The organism is Paenibacillus sp. yr247, from assembly GCF_900103825.1.
Classification (GTDB): domain Bacteria; phylum Bacillota; class Bacilli; order Paenibacillales; family NBRC-103111; genus Paenibacillus_E.
This window is the reverse complement of record NZ_FNIF01000004.1, coordinates 11831-29284: the sequence shown is the minus strand read 5'-3', so window position 1 is coordinate 29284 and position 17454 is coordinate 11831. Positions and strand designations below refer to the sequence as shown.

The 17454-nt window shown below is 41.9% G+C and carries 20 protein-coding genes; 9 read left to right on the top strand and 11 right to left on the bottom strand.

What is annotated here, in order from left to right:
- Positions 1 to 62 precede the first annotated feature (62 nt).
- Complete coding sequence (locus BLT91_RS10845) at positions 63 to 284, top strand: hypothetical protein (protein WP_175532235.1); 222 nt, start codon at positions 63 to 65, stop codon at positions 282 to 284.
- Here the strand turns inward: BLT91_RS10845 and BLT91_RS10840 are convergent.
- From BLT91_RS10840 to BLT91_RS31490, 3 genes are all read right to left on the bottom strand, one after another.
- A complete protein-coding gene (locus BLT91_RS10840) occupies positions 281 to 604 on the bottom strand; it encodes an AzlD domain-containing protein (protein ID WP_090820654.1) in 324 nt (107 codons plus the stop codon). The genes BLT91_RS10845 and BLT91_RS10840 overlap by 4 nt on opposite strands.
- Positions 601 to 1308, bottom strand: coding sequence for an AzlC family ABC transporter permease (locus BLT91_RS10835; protein WP_254776887.1), 708 nt, complete (start codon positions 1306 to 1308; stop codon positions 601 to 603). The genes BLT91_RS10840 and BLT91_RS10835 overlap by 4 nt, the downstream gene beginning before the upstream one ends.
- 258 nt (positions 1309 to 1566) lie before the next feature.
- Positions 1567 to 1800: a hypothetical protein gene (locus BLT91_RS31490; RefSeq protein WP_175532234.1), complete on the bottom strand. Its 234-nt coding sequence runs from the start codon at positions 1798 to 1800 to the stop codon at positions 1567 to 1569.
- A 655-nt stretch (positions 1801 to 2455) separates the two neighbouring features.
- Here BLT91_RS31490 and BLT91_RS10825 point away from each other — a divergent pair.
- Complete coding sequence (locus tag BLT91_RS10825) at positions 2456 to 2791, top strand: hypothetical protein (RefSeq protein WP_090820650.1); 336 nt, start codon at positions 2456 to 2458, stop codon at positions 2789 to 2791.
- Between the two features lie 131 nt (positions 2792 to 2922).
- On the opposite strand, the gene BLT91_RS10820 is transcribed toward BLT91_RS10825, so the two are convergent.
- The 6 genes from BLT91_RS10820 to BLT91_RS10800 form a co-directional block, all read right to left on the bottom strand.
- Positions 2923 to 3708, bottom strand: a complete 786-nt coding sequence (locus BLT91_RS10820) for a class I SAM-dependent methyltransferase (RefSeq protein WP_090820648.1) — start codon at positions 3706 to 3708, stop codon at positions 2923 to 2925.
- 514 nt (positions 3709 to 4222) lie between these two features.
- Complete coding sequence (locus BLT91_RS10815) at positions 4223 to 5308, bottom strand: GerAB/ArcD/ProY family transporter (protein WP_090820646.1); 1086 nt, start codon at positions 5306 to 5308, stop codon at positions 4223 to 4225.
- Between the two features lie 19 nt (positions 5309 to 5327).
- Positions 5328 to 5534 carry a hypothetical protein gene (locus tag BLT91_RS10810; protein WP_254776886.1) on the bottom strand — a complete coding sequence of 69 codons (207 nt, stop codon included), beginning with the start codon at positions 5532 to 5534 and terminating at the stop codon, positions 5328 to 5330.
- Between the two features lie 29 nt (positions 5535 to 5563).
- On the bottom strand, positions 5564 to 6577 hold the full coding sequence (locus tag BLT91_RS10805) for a Ger(x)C family spore germination protein (protein WP_254776885.1): 1014 nt from the start codon (positions 6575 to 6577) through the stop codon (positions 5564 to 5566).
- Positions 6522 to 6767, bottom strand: a complete 246-nt coding sequence (locus tag BLT91_RS32755) for a Ger(x)C family spore germination protein (RefSeq protein ID WP_254776884.1) — start codon at positions 6765 to 6767, stop codon at positions 6522 to 6524. The genes BLT91_RS10805 and BLT91_RS32755 overlap by 56 nt, the downstream gene beginning before the upstream one ends.
- Before the next feature lie 16 nt (positions 6768 to 6783).
- A complete protein-coding gene (locus BLT91_RS10800) occupies positions 6784 to 8283 on the bottom strand; it encodes a spore germination protein (protein WP_090821183.1) in 1500 nt (499 codons plus the stop codon).
- 375 nt (positions 8284 to 8658) lie between these two features.
- On the opposite strand from BLT91_RS10800, the gene BLT91_RS10795 reads away from it, so the two are divergent.
- From BLT91_RS10795 to BLT91_RS10780, 3 genes are all read left to right on the top strand, one after another.
- Entirely contained in the window at positions 8659 to 10275 is a 1617-nt protein-coding gene (locus BLT91_RS10795) for an S-layer homology domain-containing protein (protein WP_090820642.1), read from the top strand.
- Positions 10276 to 10478: 203 nt separating this feature from the next.
- Positions 10479 to 11081 (top strand): manganese efflux pump, encoded by a 603-nt coding sequence (locus tag BLT91_RS10790; RefSeq protein ID WP_090820640.1) that lies wholly within the window; start codon positions 10479 to 10481, stop codon positions 11079 to 11081.
- A 715-nt stretch (positions 11082 to 11796) separates the two neighbouring features.
- A complete protein-coding gene (locus BLT91_RS10780; RefSeq protein WP_254776883.1) occupies positions 11797 to 12780 on the top strand; it encodes an aldo/keto reductase in 984 nt (327 codons plus the stop codon).
- A 166-nt stretch (positions 12781 to 12946) separates the two neighbouring features.
- Here BLT91_RS10780 and BLT91_RS31485 read toward each other — a convergent pair whose 3' ends face one another.
- Positions 12947 to 13105 carry a hypothetical protein gene (locus BLT91_RS31485; RefSeq protein WP_175532233.1) on the bottom strand — a complete coding sequence of 53 codons (159 nt, stop codon included), beginning with the start codon at positions 13103 to 13105 and terminating at the stop codon, positions 12947 to 12949.
- Between the two features lie 287 nt (positions 13106 to 13392).
- Positions 13393 to 14307: a polysaccharide deacetylase family protein gene (locus tag BLT91_RS10775; RefSeq protein WP_175532232.1), complete on the bottom strand. Its 915-nt coding sequence runs from the start codon at positions 14305 to 14307 to the stop codon at positions 13393 to 13395.
- Between the two features lie 309 nt (positions 14308 to 14616).
- Between BLT91_RS10775 and BLT91_RS31480 the strand changes: the two genes are divergently transcribed.
- The 4 genes from BLT91_RS31480 to BLT91_RS10760 all read left to right on the top strand — a co-directional run bounded on the left by BLT91_RS31480 (position 14617) and on the right by BLT91_RS10760 (position 17290).
- Positions 14617 to 14781, top strand: a complete 165-nt coding sequence (locus BLT91_RS31480) for a hypothetical protein (RefSeq protein WP_175532231.1) — start codon at positions 14617 to 14619, stop codon at positions 14779 to 14781.
- Between the two features lie 96 nt (positions 14782 to 14877).
- On the top strand, positions 14878 to 15738 hold the full coding sequence (locus BLT91_RS10770; protein WP_090820632.1) for an alpha/beta fold hydrolase: 861 nt from the start codon (positions 14878 to 14880) through the stop codon (positions 15736 to 15738).
- A gap of 316 nt (positions 15739 to 16054) precedes the next feature.
- The gene (locus BLT91_RS10765) at positions 16055 to 16369 is read left to right on the top strand and encodes a hypothetical protein (RefSeq protein ID WP_090820630.1); all 315 of its coding nucleotides are present in this window, start codon (positions 16055 to 16057) and stop codon (positions 16367 to 16369) included.
- Positions 16370 to 16420: 51 nt separating this feature from the next.
- Positions 16421 to 17290 carry a hypothetical protein gene (locus tag BLT91_RS10760; protein ID WP_090820628.1) on the top strand — a complete coding sequence of 290 codons (870 nt, stop codon included), beginning with the start codon at positions 16421 to 16423 and terminating at the stop codon, positions 17288 to 17290.
- Positions 17291 to 17454 lie beyond the last annotated feature (164 nt).

The window sequence follows — 17454 nt, the reverse complement described above, 5'->3', positions numbered from 1 at the left end:
AAATGTGGCGCGATTGCGTTTAACAAGTTATGTTCGGTTGCGCAGTCGCTTTTTTCTTTCCGATGGTATCTACTCTATTCCAAATCAAAGTGCCGAAAGAAGCACAAGGCCGCTTTTTCTCATTTCGAGGAATGCTTGACCGCGTGATGTTCCAGATTTCGCTGATTGCCACCGGCGCTTGTCTCGATTGGTTCGGGATCTCCACATTTTTACTGACGCTCGCCTTAATTACAATATCTAGCGGGATCTTGGATGGCGTTCAGCATGAGTTGTTTAGTGTTTAGAAGATCCAACGCAGCAGACCCGCAGAAACAATACCCACGAGGACAGTGGCTAACAAGCTTTTAGTCTTTAAAGCTGTGAGCAGCGTCGGAATGACCATTGCTATGTTTAACCAATTCACCATAGGTATCGACTCGGTTTTCTGAATCATTTCCTGAACTACGAGTGCAGTAAGAAGGCAAACCGGAATATACGACAGCCACTTCATGAAAGCTTGAGGTAAATTCAATTTCCGGACGACCACGAAAGGCAGAATCCTGGGGGCAAAAGTAACTAAAGCACAACCCAAGATAATCAACAATACAGAAAGATCTACTCTCATCTCTCTGTCACCATCCCAATGGTAGCAATGATTACTGTTCCCAGAAGTACAGCCATATACGTGGAGAAAAAGATAGATAGCACGAACATTGTGATAACCATATAAACAATCAAAGACAGATAATGTTTCAGTTTGGAGGCAGGCATTGCGTGCAGCTGCTGAACGAGTAACGCTACGAACATAGCCGTTAGAGCAAAGTCTAGGCCAAACATTTTTGGGTCGGGAATCCAGCTGCCGAGCCATCCACCTGCCATACTGGAGGCGATCCAAGTGAGATAAGCCATCACATTCAATCCATTCATCCATCTGTCGTTGACTGCTAATCCTCTAGAAACACGATGAGTCGCTACACCGAACGATTCATCTGTTAGAAGAGTGCCGATTCCAACATTTTTTAGAAGGGAATAGGCAGAGAAATGCGGTGCAAGCGCTGCGGACATCATGAAATGGCGAAAATTAACGATAAACGTCGTCGCGATAATTGCAGAAGGTGGACTCATGGTAATGAGCATTGCACAAATGACAAATTGGGAAGCTCCTGCATACACAAAAGCCGAAAGTAAGCCAATTTCAACGATGCTGAGATGCGCGGTTTTGCCCACGATTCCCATAGAGATACCTATACCGATATATCCAAGAAGAGTCGGTATGCAGTCCCGGACTCCCTCCGTGAATGTAGGTATTGATTTTATGCTAGTTTCCAAGACAATTCCTCCTTGCTTGTTTCGATAATTATACAACAGAGCAAGCTAGGAGCACAGTGCGGGATGAGCTTCATCTTTTTACTGATACTAACCCTCTACAAACTAGAATCTTGTCCCATTTCAAGCCGCTAATATTGCGGCTTTTTTATTTATGAGATAAAGTTCTTGTCATTCGCTGATGACAAGAACTTTATTCCATTCCCGAAAGCAAATAATGGAACTCTTTGGAATCCGTAACAACAGCTTTTTCGTAAAATATCATGTAAGTCGGAACGTTTTGACAATATTCGGGACATCTTCATTCACCATGCGTTTTAGCAGCCGAATCGGTTTGCCGAATTTTTTGTAATCGTAGTCCTGCCCTGATTTATCGAGAAAATCGCTAGGAAGCTCTCCTGGCAGCGTATAAGCATAAATACGTCCATTGCGCTCGGCAAGGAAGACGACAGGAGAGTCATCATAGCCTTTTTCACGCCATTGTTTCCGCGTCATTCGGAATACTAGCAGGGTTAATACCTCTTCATACACCTTTCCTTTATACTTAAAAAGGAAAGATACGCCGTATTCCGCATCGATCAGACGGTTTTCTCTTTTAACGATAATATAACTTTTCCACCAATGGGGAAGTTTAAGGTTGAATCCATACTTCGGGTCTTGGTATAAGATAAAATCAGGTCGTTTTAAGAGGGCTACAGAAAGATTATGATTTACTTTTGGTTTACTTTTTTTAACTATTTTTTTTATAATAACCACGTCCTCTAAACTAATAGTTTTTCTCCCTATACGTCAGGTCGGCCTTCCGTACGCCTAATGTCCAAGATTCCGCATATTTTCGATTAAAAGCAATTCGAGTGTAAAAAGGGATCATGCGCGCAGCTGCTCTACGTAGTATTGATACCGTAATGAACGATTCGTTGAAGTCGCATTCTTTTTATCAATCGCTTCACATCCTCCTAGCTTTTTTTGCTATTTGGTTCAGCATATGATACGATTCGCAGCTTGTGTAGACGGAATCCATTCATAATAGAGGAGCTTCTTGTAGTGTTTCTCTATATATTGCTGAAGGAAGCCATAGACTCCAATTAAGCCAGCCTCGAATAGGATCTATGGTTCCTAAATTACTTGGATGCTTTAAGGAGGAGATTGATTGGATAAACAGAATCAATCAAATTTTTGGAATAAGTTCCGAATATACAGAAATTTATCTTTAAGTATCAATAGTAAACAAAAAGGAAAAATGGTTGAATTAGCGGGCAATGAGGATATTTATAAGGGGGACATCTTTTTTGAAGATGGAAAACTAATTGAGAAAAGAGATAGCAGATATTCGGAGTGGGTCATCCAAGATGGTCGTTTATCATTGATTCCCTATAAAATTAGAAAGGATTCGTCAACGAAGGTACTGAACAACAAGATATTATTGAATACCTTCCTGAATATAAACAAGCATTTAAATTTGTTAAAAGTGGGAGGGCCGAAGTGAAGATTGCACCGGGTCTAACTTTGCTCAACTAAACGGGGAGTAATGTTCGATACAAACAAATAATGAAGGTTATATTTTGTTGAGAGTTGATAGGTCTGGAAGCTAATCGCGATTACGCAAATACAATTTCATCATGAAGGCTTACTGAGCAGAGCTCGCCATTCATCGATTTGGAGGGATTGAAGCTTACTATTCTCAATATGAACGGAAAAATAATCTCGAAGTGTCTGATCCGCTTCGCTAATAAAGTGTTCAACGTTTTTCGCTTGTTCTTCGTTCTCGGCGGTACGCATGACCCATGCGGCGAACTTGTGCTGTTTGCGATTCAATTCGGATTGCTCCACATGAAGCCCTGCTTTCTCCGCAAGCGATTGCCATTCCAAGACGGATAAACACCGAACATGGCTGGTGTCACGCATCGCTTCAAATGTATTCATAAATCGTCTAAGCGCTTCATCGGCGGGAGCAACGTTATCGATGAGAACCAATTTGCCACCTGGTTTGAGTACACGTGCCGCTTCAATTAGGAATAGATGAGGATGAGGAAAATGATGAGCAGCAATACGGCACGTTACTGCGTCAAACGAACTGTCGAGAAAAGGCAGCTGTTCGGCATCAGCCACAACGAAGGTTACATTGTTGCACTGCGCCTGTTTCAAGTGGTCAGCAGCTGCAGCCAGCATGGGACGCGTGAGGTCAGTAGCGATGACCTGCCGGACATGAGCAGATAGCTGTTTGGCCACGTGTCCGCCACCTGTTGCAATATCCAGTACATTCCAAGTATTTTCTAAGGGAAGCCAGCTTAACAGCAGCGCTAGGTCATCACCTTTTGCATGAGACTCACTTGTCACGTACTTGTCTGCATGTTTGGCGAATTGCTGCTGTACATGCTGCTTTATGGACTGTTCGTTTTCCATAAGAAACACCCCCAAAATATATTTCATTAGTTGAAACTATATACCACTATACAAAACTAACGCTTTTATATTATCACGAAAACAATTGGAAGGATAGAGGGTCTAAAGACACAAAAGGGAGGTATTTCAAAGCTCGCGATTACTGCTGCGCAAACGAATATAACGAGGTTATGATGTATAAAAATGGAGATAACCATTGATCTCAAGTCCGTGAAAAATGGAGGAAATTTTATAAGAAAGATAGTTGGAATTACGCCTAAACGATTCAAGAAATTGAAGCAATGAATAAGATCAAAAAAAGGCAAGTCGAATGTAATCATTCGTCGCCTCTTTTTGTCGTTGTTCTATAAGAAATCGAGATGCCTCGTTCGGACATCACATGATTTCTTTGGCACCAGAACCGTAAAATCACCTTCCGACATGAAAATACAAGTTCTCATATGGTGGTGGGAATTATGAGTGTTGATGATAATGCATGGGATTATGTCTATGAGGGTATTATGCTATCTGTCAGTTAAAATTTTCGAATTTTGGCCATTACCAACAAGACAAATGGAATCAGAAAGCCAAAAGTAAGATTGTAGGGGAATCCGATGAACCGGAAGTAAATCAGGTTTTGAACGGAATTCGGACTTATGACCATACTAAGAACAAATAATATCATTGCCATAGGATAAGTCAACGGACGATAATCCTTGAGTTTCAACAATTGAGAGAGCGAGATGGCAGAACTGTAAAAGAGAAGAACTAACTTATAAAAAATAGAGAAAAACCAAATGATCGCCATAATGACTTCAATCCTCTGAAGAAATCCGGCAATATTGATTCTTTTCGCCATCACATAACTGGGAAAGAAATGTTTTGAAGTATCGCTTGCTCCGAGTACCAGAATACTCATGACTGTTACCGTCAAGAGCAAGGTGCTTCCTAATAATACTCCGATCATGAAGCCTTTTTTTGCACTTTTTACCGAATTCACATGGGGGAAAACGATTAAAAGCAAAACAAGCTCCAGATAAGGAAAAAAAAGAAGCTGCATCGCGCCGCGAATAATAGATTTTATATCGATTCCAAGCAAGGGCTGTAGGTGTTTGACATCTATTTTTGGAGAAATTAGTATAATAAAAATGATAAAAAGAAAGAGAAACCAGGGCAGTACGATTTCAGAAGTTCTTCCAATCGTTTCAATTCCCATTCGGGCTCCCATAACGGTAATGATCAAAAATAAAATAATAATCGACTGTATAGGGGTTTCCGGCATCAATTGTATCGTGACAAAATCACCTATGTCCCTGAGTACAAGAGCGGAAAGAACGCTGAGGTTTAGAAGAAAATACAGCGAAATCAGTTTTCCAAGCCATTTGCCTAATACGATTTCACTATATTCATTAATCGTCTGGCCGGGAAATTTCCCGCCGAGCGTATTGTACATCCAGACCAGCAAACATCCAATTCCCATTGCGATAGCTGAGGAGATCCAGGCACTTTGTTTGGCCTCCGCTGTTGTGATGGAAGGCGCCAAAATAATGGAAGTCCCAACGGTAAAAAAAAATACGAGTATGGCAAATTGCCTCCCGGCAATACGTTGTTTGTTTTCCATTTTCGGAAAAACACCTTTCTTAACTCAATTTTGCCATGATCCATTTGCCTAGAGGTTCGAAGAAATAGCGAATGCCATTGACAGGATTCGGCAATTTGGCTTGCAGCGATAAAGCTATGCATAAACTTGTGCCTGCTAGAAGCAATACGCTAAAAACCGCAAGCTCTTTGGTCCATCCTTTTTTTAGTAAAGAAGGAACTTCGAGAAAGGCCAATATTACACTCAATACGCAAATGGAAGCAATCCACATTGTATTCATTCCTTTATGTCATTCAAATAAGATTTATTTGTCGTTCCAATATTTCGGATTCTGACTTGTACCTGGACTTGCACCGGCAATTCCGGGAAGATTTCATCCCAATTTTTCTTGAGCTTGCTCCATGCTTTGGGATCCGAACGGGAAATTGCTTCTCCGAAGCCGAATATATCCGCGTGCAAATTTTTTTGAGCTTTATGAAGCACTTTGTCGATATAGCCGTTTATAACCTCTTCCACTTTTTTTTCATCGTAGGCAATAGTTTGCGGATCGAGTAAATTTATTTTGCATTGTACGGCAGCGAGATTTACCATGGGACGTATAAGAATCCGGACTGCTTGCGTACCTTTACTCGTTATCCCCTTAATTTCCGCTTTGGAGCGGATGACTTCGTTAACGATTTTCCCTTCATCCGGACAGGGGACAAAGCCAACCGTACTTTTCACATTATTCATGATATAATTGTATCCTTTGCTCTCATCTTCGGATAACCAGCCGACCAGTTTATCCCCCTTAAACACAGCTAAGTTATACAATTGCAGTCGGGTAGGTGAATCGATGACAGTCACGTTTTTGGGAGACTCTCCTATTGTCGGATCCCCATTCACCCGAATACCGGTAAGTACTGCCGTATTGGTATCACTTTCGAATCTGTTGACAAGATCATCGAGTGTTACAGCAAGAGTAGGCGCCCATACTTTTTGTGATGTTTCAAGGGTATGGAAAATTTTAGACGCAGGGATTGGTTCCAAACCCGTGAGCACCTTTAATGTATCTTCCGCAGTCGTTCCTTTTGCAATGGCAACATAAAAATCCGGACGCAATTCCTGATCCCTGTAAAACAGCTCCAGATTTCGACCGATCCCTTCCTTAGCTAAGGATTCGCCAATGATCAGTACACGCAGATGAGCAAGGTAAAGTTTACGCGGGGCGATGGTTGTAATTTTTCGCAGCGCTTCAAAAACGGTGTCGGCCGTCCCTTGATATAAGACGACAGGGGGAACGGTTGCCACCGCCGCCTTTTTTCACAGCGATTTCTCCTGGATTCATGACTTGAACGGAGAGCCGGATTTGATTGCCTGCTTTATCGATTCCGATCGCCCCTGCAATTGCAAGTTCATTGAGCTCCCTTCGATTCCAGCATCCGGCGGACAAGAGGACCATCGTTGTAAGAAGAAACAGTATCATAGATTTTCGGATCATAGGACGAGTCCCCTACTTAATTATTCTTTTGATTGTTAGCGTTTCGACGAATGATGTTTTTTTGATTAATTAAGCGCGGACGTGTGAATAGCATCCAATGCGGCAAACGAAAGATCGCATCTTTTAGATCGGAAACGATCAAAGGAGCGAAAGGACTCATGTAAGGAACGCCGAACGATCGTAGATTGCACAAATGCAGCAAAAGAGTAATCAGTCCGACAAAAACGCCATAAAGTCCAAATGCGGCGGCAAGACCCATTAAAGGAAACCGTAACATGCGGAAAGCGATCGCCATGTTATACGAAGGGAAGACGAAGCTCGAAATGGCCGTAATGGAAACGACAATGACCATGGCAGGCGAGACGATCCCTGCATCTACCGCAGCTGTACCCAGAACCAAAGTTCCCACGATCGAAACCGCCTGTCCAATTGTCCGGGGCATTCTGATTCCAGCTTCCCTCAAGATTTCAAATACGACTTCCATGATGAGCGCTTCCACAAACGCGGGAAAAGGTACGCCTTCGCGTTGTGAAGCCAGACTGATCAATAAATCCGTAGGCAGCATTTCCTGATGGAAGTTGGTGATCGCGATATATAATGAAGGGCCTAACAAGGAAATGAAAATGGCAATATACCGAAGAAACCGAATGATCGTACTGATATCTGCTCGTTGGTAATAATCCTCGGATGCATTAAAAAACGATACGAAAAGTGCAGGTGCGATCAGGACCATCGGGGTTCCATCAATTAAAATGGCAATTTTTCCTTCCAATAATTCCGCTGCGATAACATCCGGCCTTTCGGAATTGTACATTGTAGGGAATGGAGTAAATGTTTCGTCTTGAATCCATTCTTCGATATATCCGCTTTCCAATATAGAATCAGTATCGATTTCGTTTAAACGTCTTCTTACTTCGTCGACGATTTTTTCATTTGCGATTCCTTGGATGAACATGATAGCCACATCGGTCTGGGTCACCCGGCCAATGGGTTTGGTCTCCATCCAAAGATTGGGGTCTTTAATTTTTCTGCGAATCAAAGAAGTATTTGTACGTAATACTTCTGAGAAGCTTTCTTGCGGGCCTCGCGTAACGGTTTCACGGGTCGCCTCCGTAACGCCGCGGTCTTTGCCGCCGCGGGTGGCCGCTGATATGCCTTGACTGCAACCTTCGAGCAAGATCACAGCTTTTCCGGATAACACAGAGTTGTAAAGAGATTGGAAAGTTGAAATATCCTCAATACTTCCAATGGCCAGAAGGTGTTCCTTTATGTACGAAAGCTCGTCTTCGTAGAAGTCGAGTACTTGATCTTCCGGTTGACCCGAGAGCATGAGTGATTCCATAATCGAAGTGGCAATCAGTAGATTATCAACCATGCCTTCGATGTAAATGAGCGCAGCTTTGGTATTGTCCAACTGAGCGATACGGAACTCGCGAACAACAAGATCCGTGCTGCTGCCAAAATCCGACTGGATCTGCTGCAAATTATTTTGAATATCCTCGCTCAAATCTTTCATTATGTTCCCATTCACTGTCTCATCCCCTAAATGTATTGCAATAACCAAATTATTCCCTTGAGTGTAATCGAATAAACATCTGGAGGTATTGGCGGTATTTGTTCGAAATAGAAAAGCATCCAGGAAATTGAAGAAAACGAAATCGAGACAGGGAACATCGAAGATATGTTAGAAACCGCTATGAAAAGAAATGGAAAGTGCTTATTCAGAATACGTTAATAGTAAGACTAACTTTGCCTCGTGTTACTACTGGATTCGACTGAATTTTATTGTGTGGAAAATACAAGGATACCCTCCCAAAAATAACCATTAAAACGAACTCCTATCATGTACAGTCATCATAGATAATTTTATGTATAAGGGAGAGGAAACTTGATGTTGTTTTTGAAAAAGGCAGTAGCAACAGGTCTTGTTTTCGCGATGATGATGGGGAGCGGAACGGCAGCATTCGCTCAAGGTAACAACAAGAATCATGATAAAAGAGACGACAAACGAGACGACATAAGAGTAGATATTCATCTTACCTTTAACGATTTGAAAAACGCGGAATGGGCGATGCGCTACATTGCCAGCTTAGCTTCCAAGCGCGTATTCGAAGGCTATGAGGATGGGACCTTCAAACCGCAAAATACCGTTTCGCGCATTGAAGCGATTACGGCAGCCGTTCGTTTGATGGGACTCCGAACCCAAGCTGAATCTCCAGCAGAAATGAGTACCAAATTAAACTTCAAAGATGCGAATAAAATTCCTGCATGGGCTATCGGTTATGTGGCTGTTGCCCTGGAAAATGATTTGTTCACGGAAACCGATGATATGGTTCAGCCGCAAAAGGACGGGGACCGGCTATGGGCGACGACACTTTTGGTCAAAGCATTGAAGCTGGATGCGCAAGCGAAGGCGAAAATGAACACGACATTGCCTTTTAAAGATGCGAAACAAATACCTGCTGGATCTGTGGGTTATGTAGCTGTCGCAATTGAGAAAGGATTGGTTGATGGCTTTGAAGACAATACCTTTAGACCCAATCAGCCTGTAACGAGGGCTCAACTTGCCGCTTTACTGGACCGTACCGGCGGACAATTGCCAAATCAAGGTAATAGCACAATCACGGGAACAGTTAGCACGCCTGTTAGCAACAATATACTGAGCATCACAAGCTCAGGTGTAACGTCGGCTTATATTTTGCATCCAGACGTATTCATTTACCGGAATGGGGCCAAAGTGAACGCCTCAGCGCTTTTACCCGGTGATGAAGTGAGAGTAAGTACATTTAATAATCAGATCGTATTTATCGAAGTGACCAGATCTGTGCAGTCCATCCCTCTTACTAGCACCGGTACAGTCAATGCAGTTGTAACGAATAATACATTGACTCTTACAAATGCCGGAACTACTACATCACTTTTACTTCATCCGGATGTCATCATCTATCGTAATGGCGTGAGGGCTAATGCGTCTGATCTGAAAATCGGTGATATCGTCAACATTCGAACCTTCGATAATAGAGTCATTTACATCGAAGTAACCAGTCCCGTATTACCTATTACAAGCAGTGGAACGATCATTACGACAGTTAGCAATAATGTGCTGAAGGTAGCGAGTTCTGGAATGGCAACCGATTACCCACTGGATCCGAATGTTATTATTTATCGCAATGGCGTAAGAGCTAATGCTGCCGATCTGAAAGTCGGTGACGAAGTGACGATTAACACCTCGGATAATAAAGCTATCTACATTGTAGTAACCAAAATGATTGACGCAGGTCAACCGTTTGCGCTGGTAGGAAAGTTGAATAGCACCACACTCAATGCCCAAGGTGGAATAGCAACAATTTCTATCACTCAAACAATCAACAGTATCGAACAAACGACATATTATAATGTATCACCAAGCGTAACACTAAATGGGAACCTGTCTTTGTTCCTCGTAGGTCATCTCATTCAACTTAATGGGAATAATAGCCTCGTAACTTCCATCATCATTATTAATTGATTTCATTAAGGAAAGACGTGCTGCTTAGGCAGCACGTCTTTTCAGTATTTCATTAGTGGTCTGGAAATTATAATGATTACGATCCGATATTCAGTTCTCCGAGTATAACTCCGGGCGGTTCTACGGGTACTCAGTGAATTTAGATCGAAACATTTGGGCTCAGTACGCATATCTTATCATCGACTAAGTGAGGTGGTATAGTTATGCATTGGCTTTCCATATTAGGAATAGGTCTTGCTGCGAATTTGGATAATTTAGGGATTGGCGTCTCTTTTGGTGCTCGTTCTACAAGGGTTCCTTTTTTCTCAAATCTAATTATCTCCGTTCTCTCCATGGTTGCGGCTTATATGTCTACCACGTTGGGCAGTATTTTTTCCCATTACATTCCAAGTAATTTAGCAAACTGGAGTGGCGGTGCCCTGATTATGATAATAGGGCTTTGGACAATTAAATCTGATCTAAAGATTAGTCCACAAGTACATGAAAACTGTGTAAACGAAATCACATCTTTACTTCGTAGTCCTAATAAAGCTGACAGAGATGGGAACGGTATACTTTCGTGGAAGGAATCATTCACTCTCGGTATTGCACTTGCCTTAAATTGTGTTGCAGGTGGATTTGGAGCTGGAGTAACTGGAGTATCTCCATTGCTAGCATCGATATCCATCGGTGTATTTTCACTGATTACAATTGATATTGGCGTTCGAGCAGGTCAGCAGATTGCCAGGACATGGCTTGGCAAATGGTCAAATCGTCTGGGAGGCATTCTACTTGTATGTATTGGATTGTATGAGATACTAGCGTGATTGTGCCCTAAAGAAAACTATAGTTTAACAAACCTGGCAATCTAGAACTTTATTTGTTTTATGGAATGAACAATTGATCAAGGAGTCGTTGATCAACGTTTGACCATCGTTGCTTATGCCCAATATTTTGTTAACAGAGAACAATAGAGGGAGGAGCTGCTTTGAAGCGGCTCCTTTTTGATTCCATGCTACAATATTGGGTGGTTATCCGTTTCATCTCATGAAAAACAAGGGGATAGCTACAACACTGTTTAGATTCATTTTGAAATTGGTTAACGGGAAACGATAATTTGAAATGTTTGAGCATCGTGGGAATCACGACCTTATTTAGTTTAGTATCCTTTACTTCATTCGGCAGTGTACTTGGCTTCTGAATATGAGTGAAGTGTTTTTTACCCGAAGGCCCGATTCGTAATTGGGAGTTTGGGTTTCACTGGCGTGTGAGCTTCTGCTTTTTTCTCCTCTTTGGCCGACGATGGGTGGAATGAAATCAAGCGGGGAATGGAAAACGTATGATTACGTGCCGTTTGAAATGTTTAGTATACAGTGGCAAACCGTGGTGTTAAAGCTAATTGGAAGCAGCTTAAATGAAGAAAACAAGATGTCATTCTCATTTATCCATTTATGATCTTGCAAGTAAGGATCAACTGAAGCCGAGCGATATTGTGTATAATCAATAAGAGAATCTGATCATAGCAAGGGAATGGTGAATATCATGGTGGGGAAATCAATTCTTCGCAAGTTGGGCAGCTCAGAGTTGGAGCTTTCGCCACTGGGGCTAGGCTGTTGGCAGTTCAGCAACGGGCAAGGCATGGTCGGCAAGTTCTGGCCGGTATTGAAGAAGGAGGACGTGTGCAGTATCGTCCATACCAGTCTCAAAGGCGGCATTAACTGGTTTGATACAGCCGAGGTGTACGGAAAAGGGCTATCCGAGCAAATGCTGGCGGAAGCGCTTCGTGAAGCAGGAACTCTAGCGGAAGGAGCACACATCGCAACGAAGTGGTGGCCTTTGCTTCGCACAGCGAGCAGCATCACGAGTACCATTGATGAACGTATTCGCCTGCTTGAGAATCGGACGATTCAACTGCATCAGGTTCATCAGCCTTTTTCATTTTCATCCGTTCGCAGCGAAATGACAGCGATGGCTGAGCTTGTGAAGCTGGGCAAGATTAAGCACGTTGGGGTCAGCAACTTTTCAGCGGATAAAATGCTAGAAGCTGACCGTGTCCTGCGGGAACAGGGGCTTCGCTTAATCTCCAACCAAGTGAAATATAGTCTGCTCGATCGTCGCATTGAGCACAATGGTATTCTAGATACAGCAAAGAAACTGGGCATTGCCGTTATTGCTTACTCACCGCTGGAACAAGGGATTTTGAGTGGGAAGTTTCATAAAAATCCGGCACTCGTAAAAGCGATTAAAGGACCACGCAAATGGGCTTCTGCTTTCCGTGAGTCCGGACTTCAAAAGTCGAAGCCGCTTATTGAGAAACTGGATGAAATGGCTGCGAAATATGATGTTTCTCCTACCCAAATTGCGCTAAATTGGCTCATCCATGCCAATGGCGAGACGGTATTCGCAATTCCTGGAGCCTCCAAAGTGCATCATGCTGAAGAGAATGTGAAGGCGATGCAATTCATGCTTACGAATGCAGATATGCAACAAATTAGCGATGTTTCTAATTTAGTTTTGAAAAAGTGACAGATAAAGCCTCAATCACGTTTAAGTGGGTTGGACTGATAACAAATATATTCTGACCCTCGTCAGATCAGAGGCTATGATGGAGTTAATCAAAGTCTAAAAGATCAGGAACACAAGAAGAAGACCATCTTCAGGCGGATGGTCTTCTTCTACATGGATAAGCTCGCTATTTTTTTATAAGATTCAGTTTAAGCGCCTGCTCCTCCGTTAATATAAATTCCTCTTGAGGCCAAATTTCCTCGTCTTTATCTCGGCCGAAGAGACGAAGTATCTCCTTCCATATCCCTTTTTCCATGGCTTCCGAAGCTGATATCATGATCTTCAAAGCAAACACCTCCTGTGTTAGTTACACTAATCTATTCGGCATTTAACCTAATTAGGTTGCTTTTGGAGCTATATCTGTTTGTTGCATATGATGCTCCCCCCAAGCGCACATGGCATCAAGAATTATTTCTACTACGGTATAGATGAACGTCCATTTAAGTACATGAAAAACCCAGTACCAAGCGGCTGCTAATGCCCGCGGCAGTCCAAAACTTTATTTTATGGTTTAGACTGCCAATTTTTTTATTTAGGTAGTCACCTGTCAGTCTGATACTTTATTTTCCATGCTTAATCTGACATCCGCTGCGTGACAACAATATTTTTCAAAAGAATTCTCAAGTTTCCAGTAACACTTGTCTCCCCATTAAGTATCCGGAGCAGACTAGAAGCTTTCATTTTCGCTGAACCAGCATTTATACGTTTTATTAACTTTGTTCCGGGTGTGTTTAATCCATCCAAGCCAGTAAAATAGTATTTATAGCCCAACTGGTCGCCTATATCAATCAGAGCTTTATTATATCTTCCATGAGGGAAACAAAACAGCTTGTCTTGAATTCCAAGCTTTTCTTGTATGATTTTTTCTGCCTCCGCAAGATCGGATTTTACCCGTTGTTTGTACTCATCGTCGGTTTCCATCCTTTTTTTCTCATCTAAATAAATTGGATTCGTTAATGGGGAAACAGGGTTTCCATTTTGATCTGCTGAAAAGTCATGAGATTTGAAAGTGTGGGAATAAAAATTGAAACCGTCAGCCTTCATTCTTATAATTTCGTCCCAGTTCAAAAAAGGAGTTCCGGGATTCGTACCTAAATAACTGACGATAATGAAATTGGTAGCAGACATTTTCTGCTCATTTAAGGTTGGATAAGCGTATTTGTAGAAAGATTCATATCCATCATCAAAAGTAATTACCACTGCGTCCGGAGGCACTGTGCTTTTACCATTAAGAAAATCAACAAATTCTTTCATGGAAATTACATGGTAATGATTCGCCTTAAGTGCCTCTAGATGGCTTTTAAATGTCTCGGGTGTAATTGTATAATCGGATGCATTTGGACCAATATTGTGATATTCAAGCACGGCAACACGATTGCTATAGTGGTATCCACCCGTACCTTTATACCGATCATATAAAACTGAATAAATGAAGATCAACAAAACAAAAGTTATACAAAAGATTTTAAGCAAAGAATGCTTCGACATATAGTGGCAGTCCCCATTTTCCAAGTTTAATATGATTTTTGAATACAGAGGACAGTGGTATTTACTTTCGCACATATCATCGCTCCACACACAAGTTTTATTGTAATTCATCACTTGATTCAATTCAATTTTCGTACGATCAAACAGCAGCTTATTTCAAATAATGAAAGGCATAAAAGAAAAGAAAAGTTCAATTGACAAACAACCATCATCAGAAAATTGAGGATGGTTTTCATTATGCCAGCGAGTTACATTAATAGGCTTCTTTCTGAGTTTTCACTGTAGTAACCGGCAGCAAAACGTAATAAGATGGATATAGTTGAAAGTATGTTAGAGGAGATAGGGCGAAGTAAACTTAAAGAAGCCATTCCCCTACGCATAGAATATTTAAAAAGCACCGAGAGTAATAATTCAAGAAATTCTATTGCAATTACTTTAAGTGATATTAGCAACGAAGAAGCCAGTAAAGGATGATTACTTTCAGATACGTTAGAAAGGCTATTTACCTTAAAGAAGATATAACGTAAATATATATCAATTGTGCTAACTTATAAGGAAGGTGCGAAAGCCATGAACTTACAGTCATACATAACTGACTTTGTAACTTCAAAAGACGGCACTATCATTGGTTATAGACAACTCGGGCAAGGACCTAGTCTTATACTCGTACATGGTGGTATAATGGCTTCGCAAAACTTTATGAAGCTTGCCACGGCACTATCAAATGAGTTTACCGTGTATGTGCCTGATCGTCGTGGTAGAGGTTTAAGTGGACCTCATGGAGATAATTACTGCTTAACCAGAGAATGTGAGGATATGCAGGCACTTATTAAAAAGACGGGTACACAGAATATCTTTGGGCTTAGCTCAGGAGCTATTGTCTCTCTGCAGGCGGCACTCGAAACATCAATAATTCGGAAAGTTGCTCTCTATGAACCGCCCATTCCAGTTATGAGTAATTCCTCATCGTTAACCAACTGGGTGCCGCGATTTAATCGGGAGTTAGCACAAGGCAAGTTGGGTTCGGCATTTGTTAGCATATTGAAAGGGACAGGGGATTCTTCACTATTTAGTAAATTACCGCGTTATATATTGGTGCCGCTGATGACATTTGCAATCAAGACTGAAGGAAAAGAGGCTAAAACCGATAATGTACCGCTGAAGGTACTCATCCCCACTATGAAATACGATACTCAACTCGTAAATGAAATGGAAGGAAAACTTCAGAATATCATGGCTTTAGAAGCCAAGGTACTTTTGCTTGGCGGAAGCAAAAGCCAAGCCTTTTTAAAATCTGCGCTTGATGAATTAAGTTCAGCCTTACCTCATGCAAAGCGTATTGAATTTCCAAGAGTCGGTCATTTAGCAGCAGAAAACAATGGTAAGCCGGAATATGTAGCAGAGGAATTGCGTCAATTTTTTAGTGAATAACCTCACCAATATTACACGTTGGCAGTTTGCGCTGAGCAATGCAATTCTCAAAATACTCCAATTCCTTACATATGCTTTACGGTTTTTGGTTATAGTAACAAATGGCGATAAACAAGAAAATAAAGGGAGTAGCTAGTATTTTTCTGCTGTTTTTTCGTCGGATTATTTTTGGTGAGCCCACTTCTTAAGTCGAATGAACAACTTTGATCCTATAGGATCGGAAGATAAGGTTGTTCGCGACCGTGAGATTCATCTTGATTTTTTAAGTAAAAAATAAAAAGTGAAATAATTAATAAGATGACGTGGAGGATTAAGCATGTTAAATTTATCCGAGCTCGAGAATGTTCATACGGATATTGAATCTGTTCACGAGGTCGTCCAATGTTTAAAAGCTAGAATCGAAGGCATCTATATTGGAATTCACATCCTTAAGAATCGAGAGGGCAATTACTTTTATGAACTCAGTCACTATTACAGAGGCGCAGACAATGCCGGTCCTTTAGTTGCAATGGAAAACCGTTATACCACACTAGAGGAAGCAGCAAGGGGGGCACTACAAGCTGCAACCATGTGTTACCGAAGCACTGATGAAGGCGGGTCTTGGCTAAGAAACAATTCCTTCGTTCAATAAAACAAGGGTTGCCGGTTGTGAGCAGCGAGATGAATGGAAGGTTGACTAACGATGCAGCATACACTACTCTCAGAGCTAACACAGCTTATCACTGAACTCAAACAAAAAGAGGCAGAGACCGTTTATACGATTCCGGGTGAGATCATGAGCGCTGTTAAAAAGGCGAAAAATCTGGAAAGGTTTCTGCACGAAGTATTTCAAGCTGTTAACGGCAGCGGCGGGGTCAACATCATTAGCATCATCCGCAGAGAATTTGGTATGCGATCGGAACTTGCCAATCATATTGATAAATGGGCGCCGTATAGCAGAGATCAACTCGAGGATGAGCTCCACGATGCGATAGACCGGGCTGAAATTCGACCAAGCAAGCAAAGCTTGTTTTTTGAAGGTAATACCGACAAAAAAGAAGTGGCAGAAGCGCTTTCCCTGCTCAAAAGCATCGCACATGCGGCGGTCAGGTGCCAGTTTAATCCGAAGCGTGCTGGAGTGGAGGCATATATCGAGATACTGGATCATCTCATCCGGTTTTACAGGCTTCCCAATACGCATTCTGCAGGCAATATGATCAGCTACAGAAACCTGATTTCTTCAGATCGACTGTACTCGATGTCGGGAAACAATGAGCTCATTACAACCGCATTAAAAGCTTTTGTAAAAGAGTGGTATCAGTGTTCATCCTTTACGTTCCTTGAAGACAGGGAATGGTATTATACCTACGAATCCGTTCGAGAATATACATATATTTTAGCTGACGAGCAGCTTGAGCGCTTGCAAAATGATTTTATCCAGTATATCCGTGATGAATTCATATTGGTAGAGGCCAAGCCGGAACTTCACAAGGCTGAGCAGTTGAAAACTATGCTAGAAACCGTATTGAGCTGGAAGGCACCTATTGAGGCAGTTTCCATTCACTCTACGTGATTCGCAAGCAGCATGCTCGACTTGTCGCTATCAGTGTTCGAAAATAAAAAAGGAATTCGTGGATTTCATGGAATAAGAAAAGAGTAGAAACAGCGATGGAACGCGTCCATCGCTGTTTTTATTTTCAACTAACGGTACAAGTCCTGTAAATGGGACGGCAGTTT

Bases quoted from the DNA above. Each gene is read 5' to 3' on its own strand.
- BLT91_RS10845 (WP_175532235.1), top strand. From the start codon at position 63: ATGGTATCTACTCTATTCCAAATCAAAGTGCCGAAAGAAGCACAAGGC.
- BLT91_RS10840 (WP_090820654.1), bottom strand. From the start codon at position 604: ATGAGAGTAGATCTTTCTGTATTGTTGATTATCTTGGGTTGTGCTTTA.
- BLT91_RS31490 (WP_175532234.1), bottom strand. From the start codon at position 1,800: ATGACGCGGAAACAATGGCGTGAAAAAGGCTATGATGACTCTCCTGTC.
- BLT91_RS10820 (WP_090820648.1), bottom strand. From the start codon at position 3,708: ATGGAAAACGAACAGTCCATAAAGCAGCATGTACAGCAGCAATTCGCC.
- BLT91_RS10815 (WP_090820646.1), bottom strand. From the start codon at position 5,308: ATGGAAAACAAACAACGTATTGCCGGGAGGCAATTTGCCATACTCGTA.
- BLT91_RS32755 (WP_254776884.1), bottom strand. From the start codon at position 6,767: ATGATCCGAAAATCTATGATACTGTTTCTTCTTACAACGATGGTCCTC.
- BLT91_RS10800 (WP_090821183.1), bottom strand. From the start codon at position 8,283: ATGAAAGATTTGAGCGAGGATATTCAAAATAATTTGCAGCAGATCCAG.
- BLT91_RS10795 (WP_090820642.1), top strand. From the start codon at position 8,659: ATGTTGTTTTTGAAAAAGGCAGTAGCAACAGGTCTTGTTTTCGCGATG.
- BLT91_RS10790 (WP_090820640.1), top strand. From the start codon at position 10,479: ATGCATTGGCTTTCCATATTAGGAATAGGTCTTGCTGCGAATTTGGAT.
- BLT91_RS10780 (WP_254776883.1), top strand. From the start codon at position 11,797: ATGGTGGGGAAATCAATTCTTCGCAAGTTGGGCAGCTCAGAGTTGGAG.
- BLT91_RS10775 (WP_175532232.1), bottom strand. From the start codon at position 14,307: ATGTCGAAGCATTCTTTGCTTAAAATCTTTTGTATAACTTTTGTTTTG.
- BLT91_RS31480 (WP_175532231.1), top strand. From the start codon at position 14,617: ATGGATATAGTTGAAAGTATGTTAGAGGAGATAGGGCGAAGTAAACTT.
- BLT91_RS10770 (WP_090820632.1), top strand. From the start codon at position 14,878: ATGAACTTACAGTCATACATAACTGACTTTGTAACTTCAAAAGACGGC.
- BLT91_RS10765 (WP_090820630.1), top strand. From the start codon at position 16,055: ATGTTAAATTTATCCGAGCTCGAGAATGTTCATACGGATATTGAATCT.
- BLT91_RS10760 (WP_090820628.1), top strand. From the start codon at position 16,421: ATGCAGCATACACTACTCTCAGAGCTAACACAGCTTATCACTGAACTC.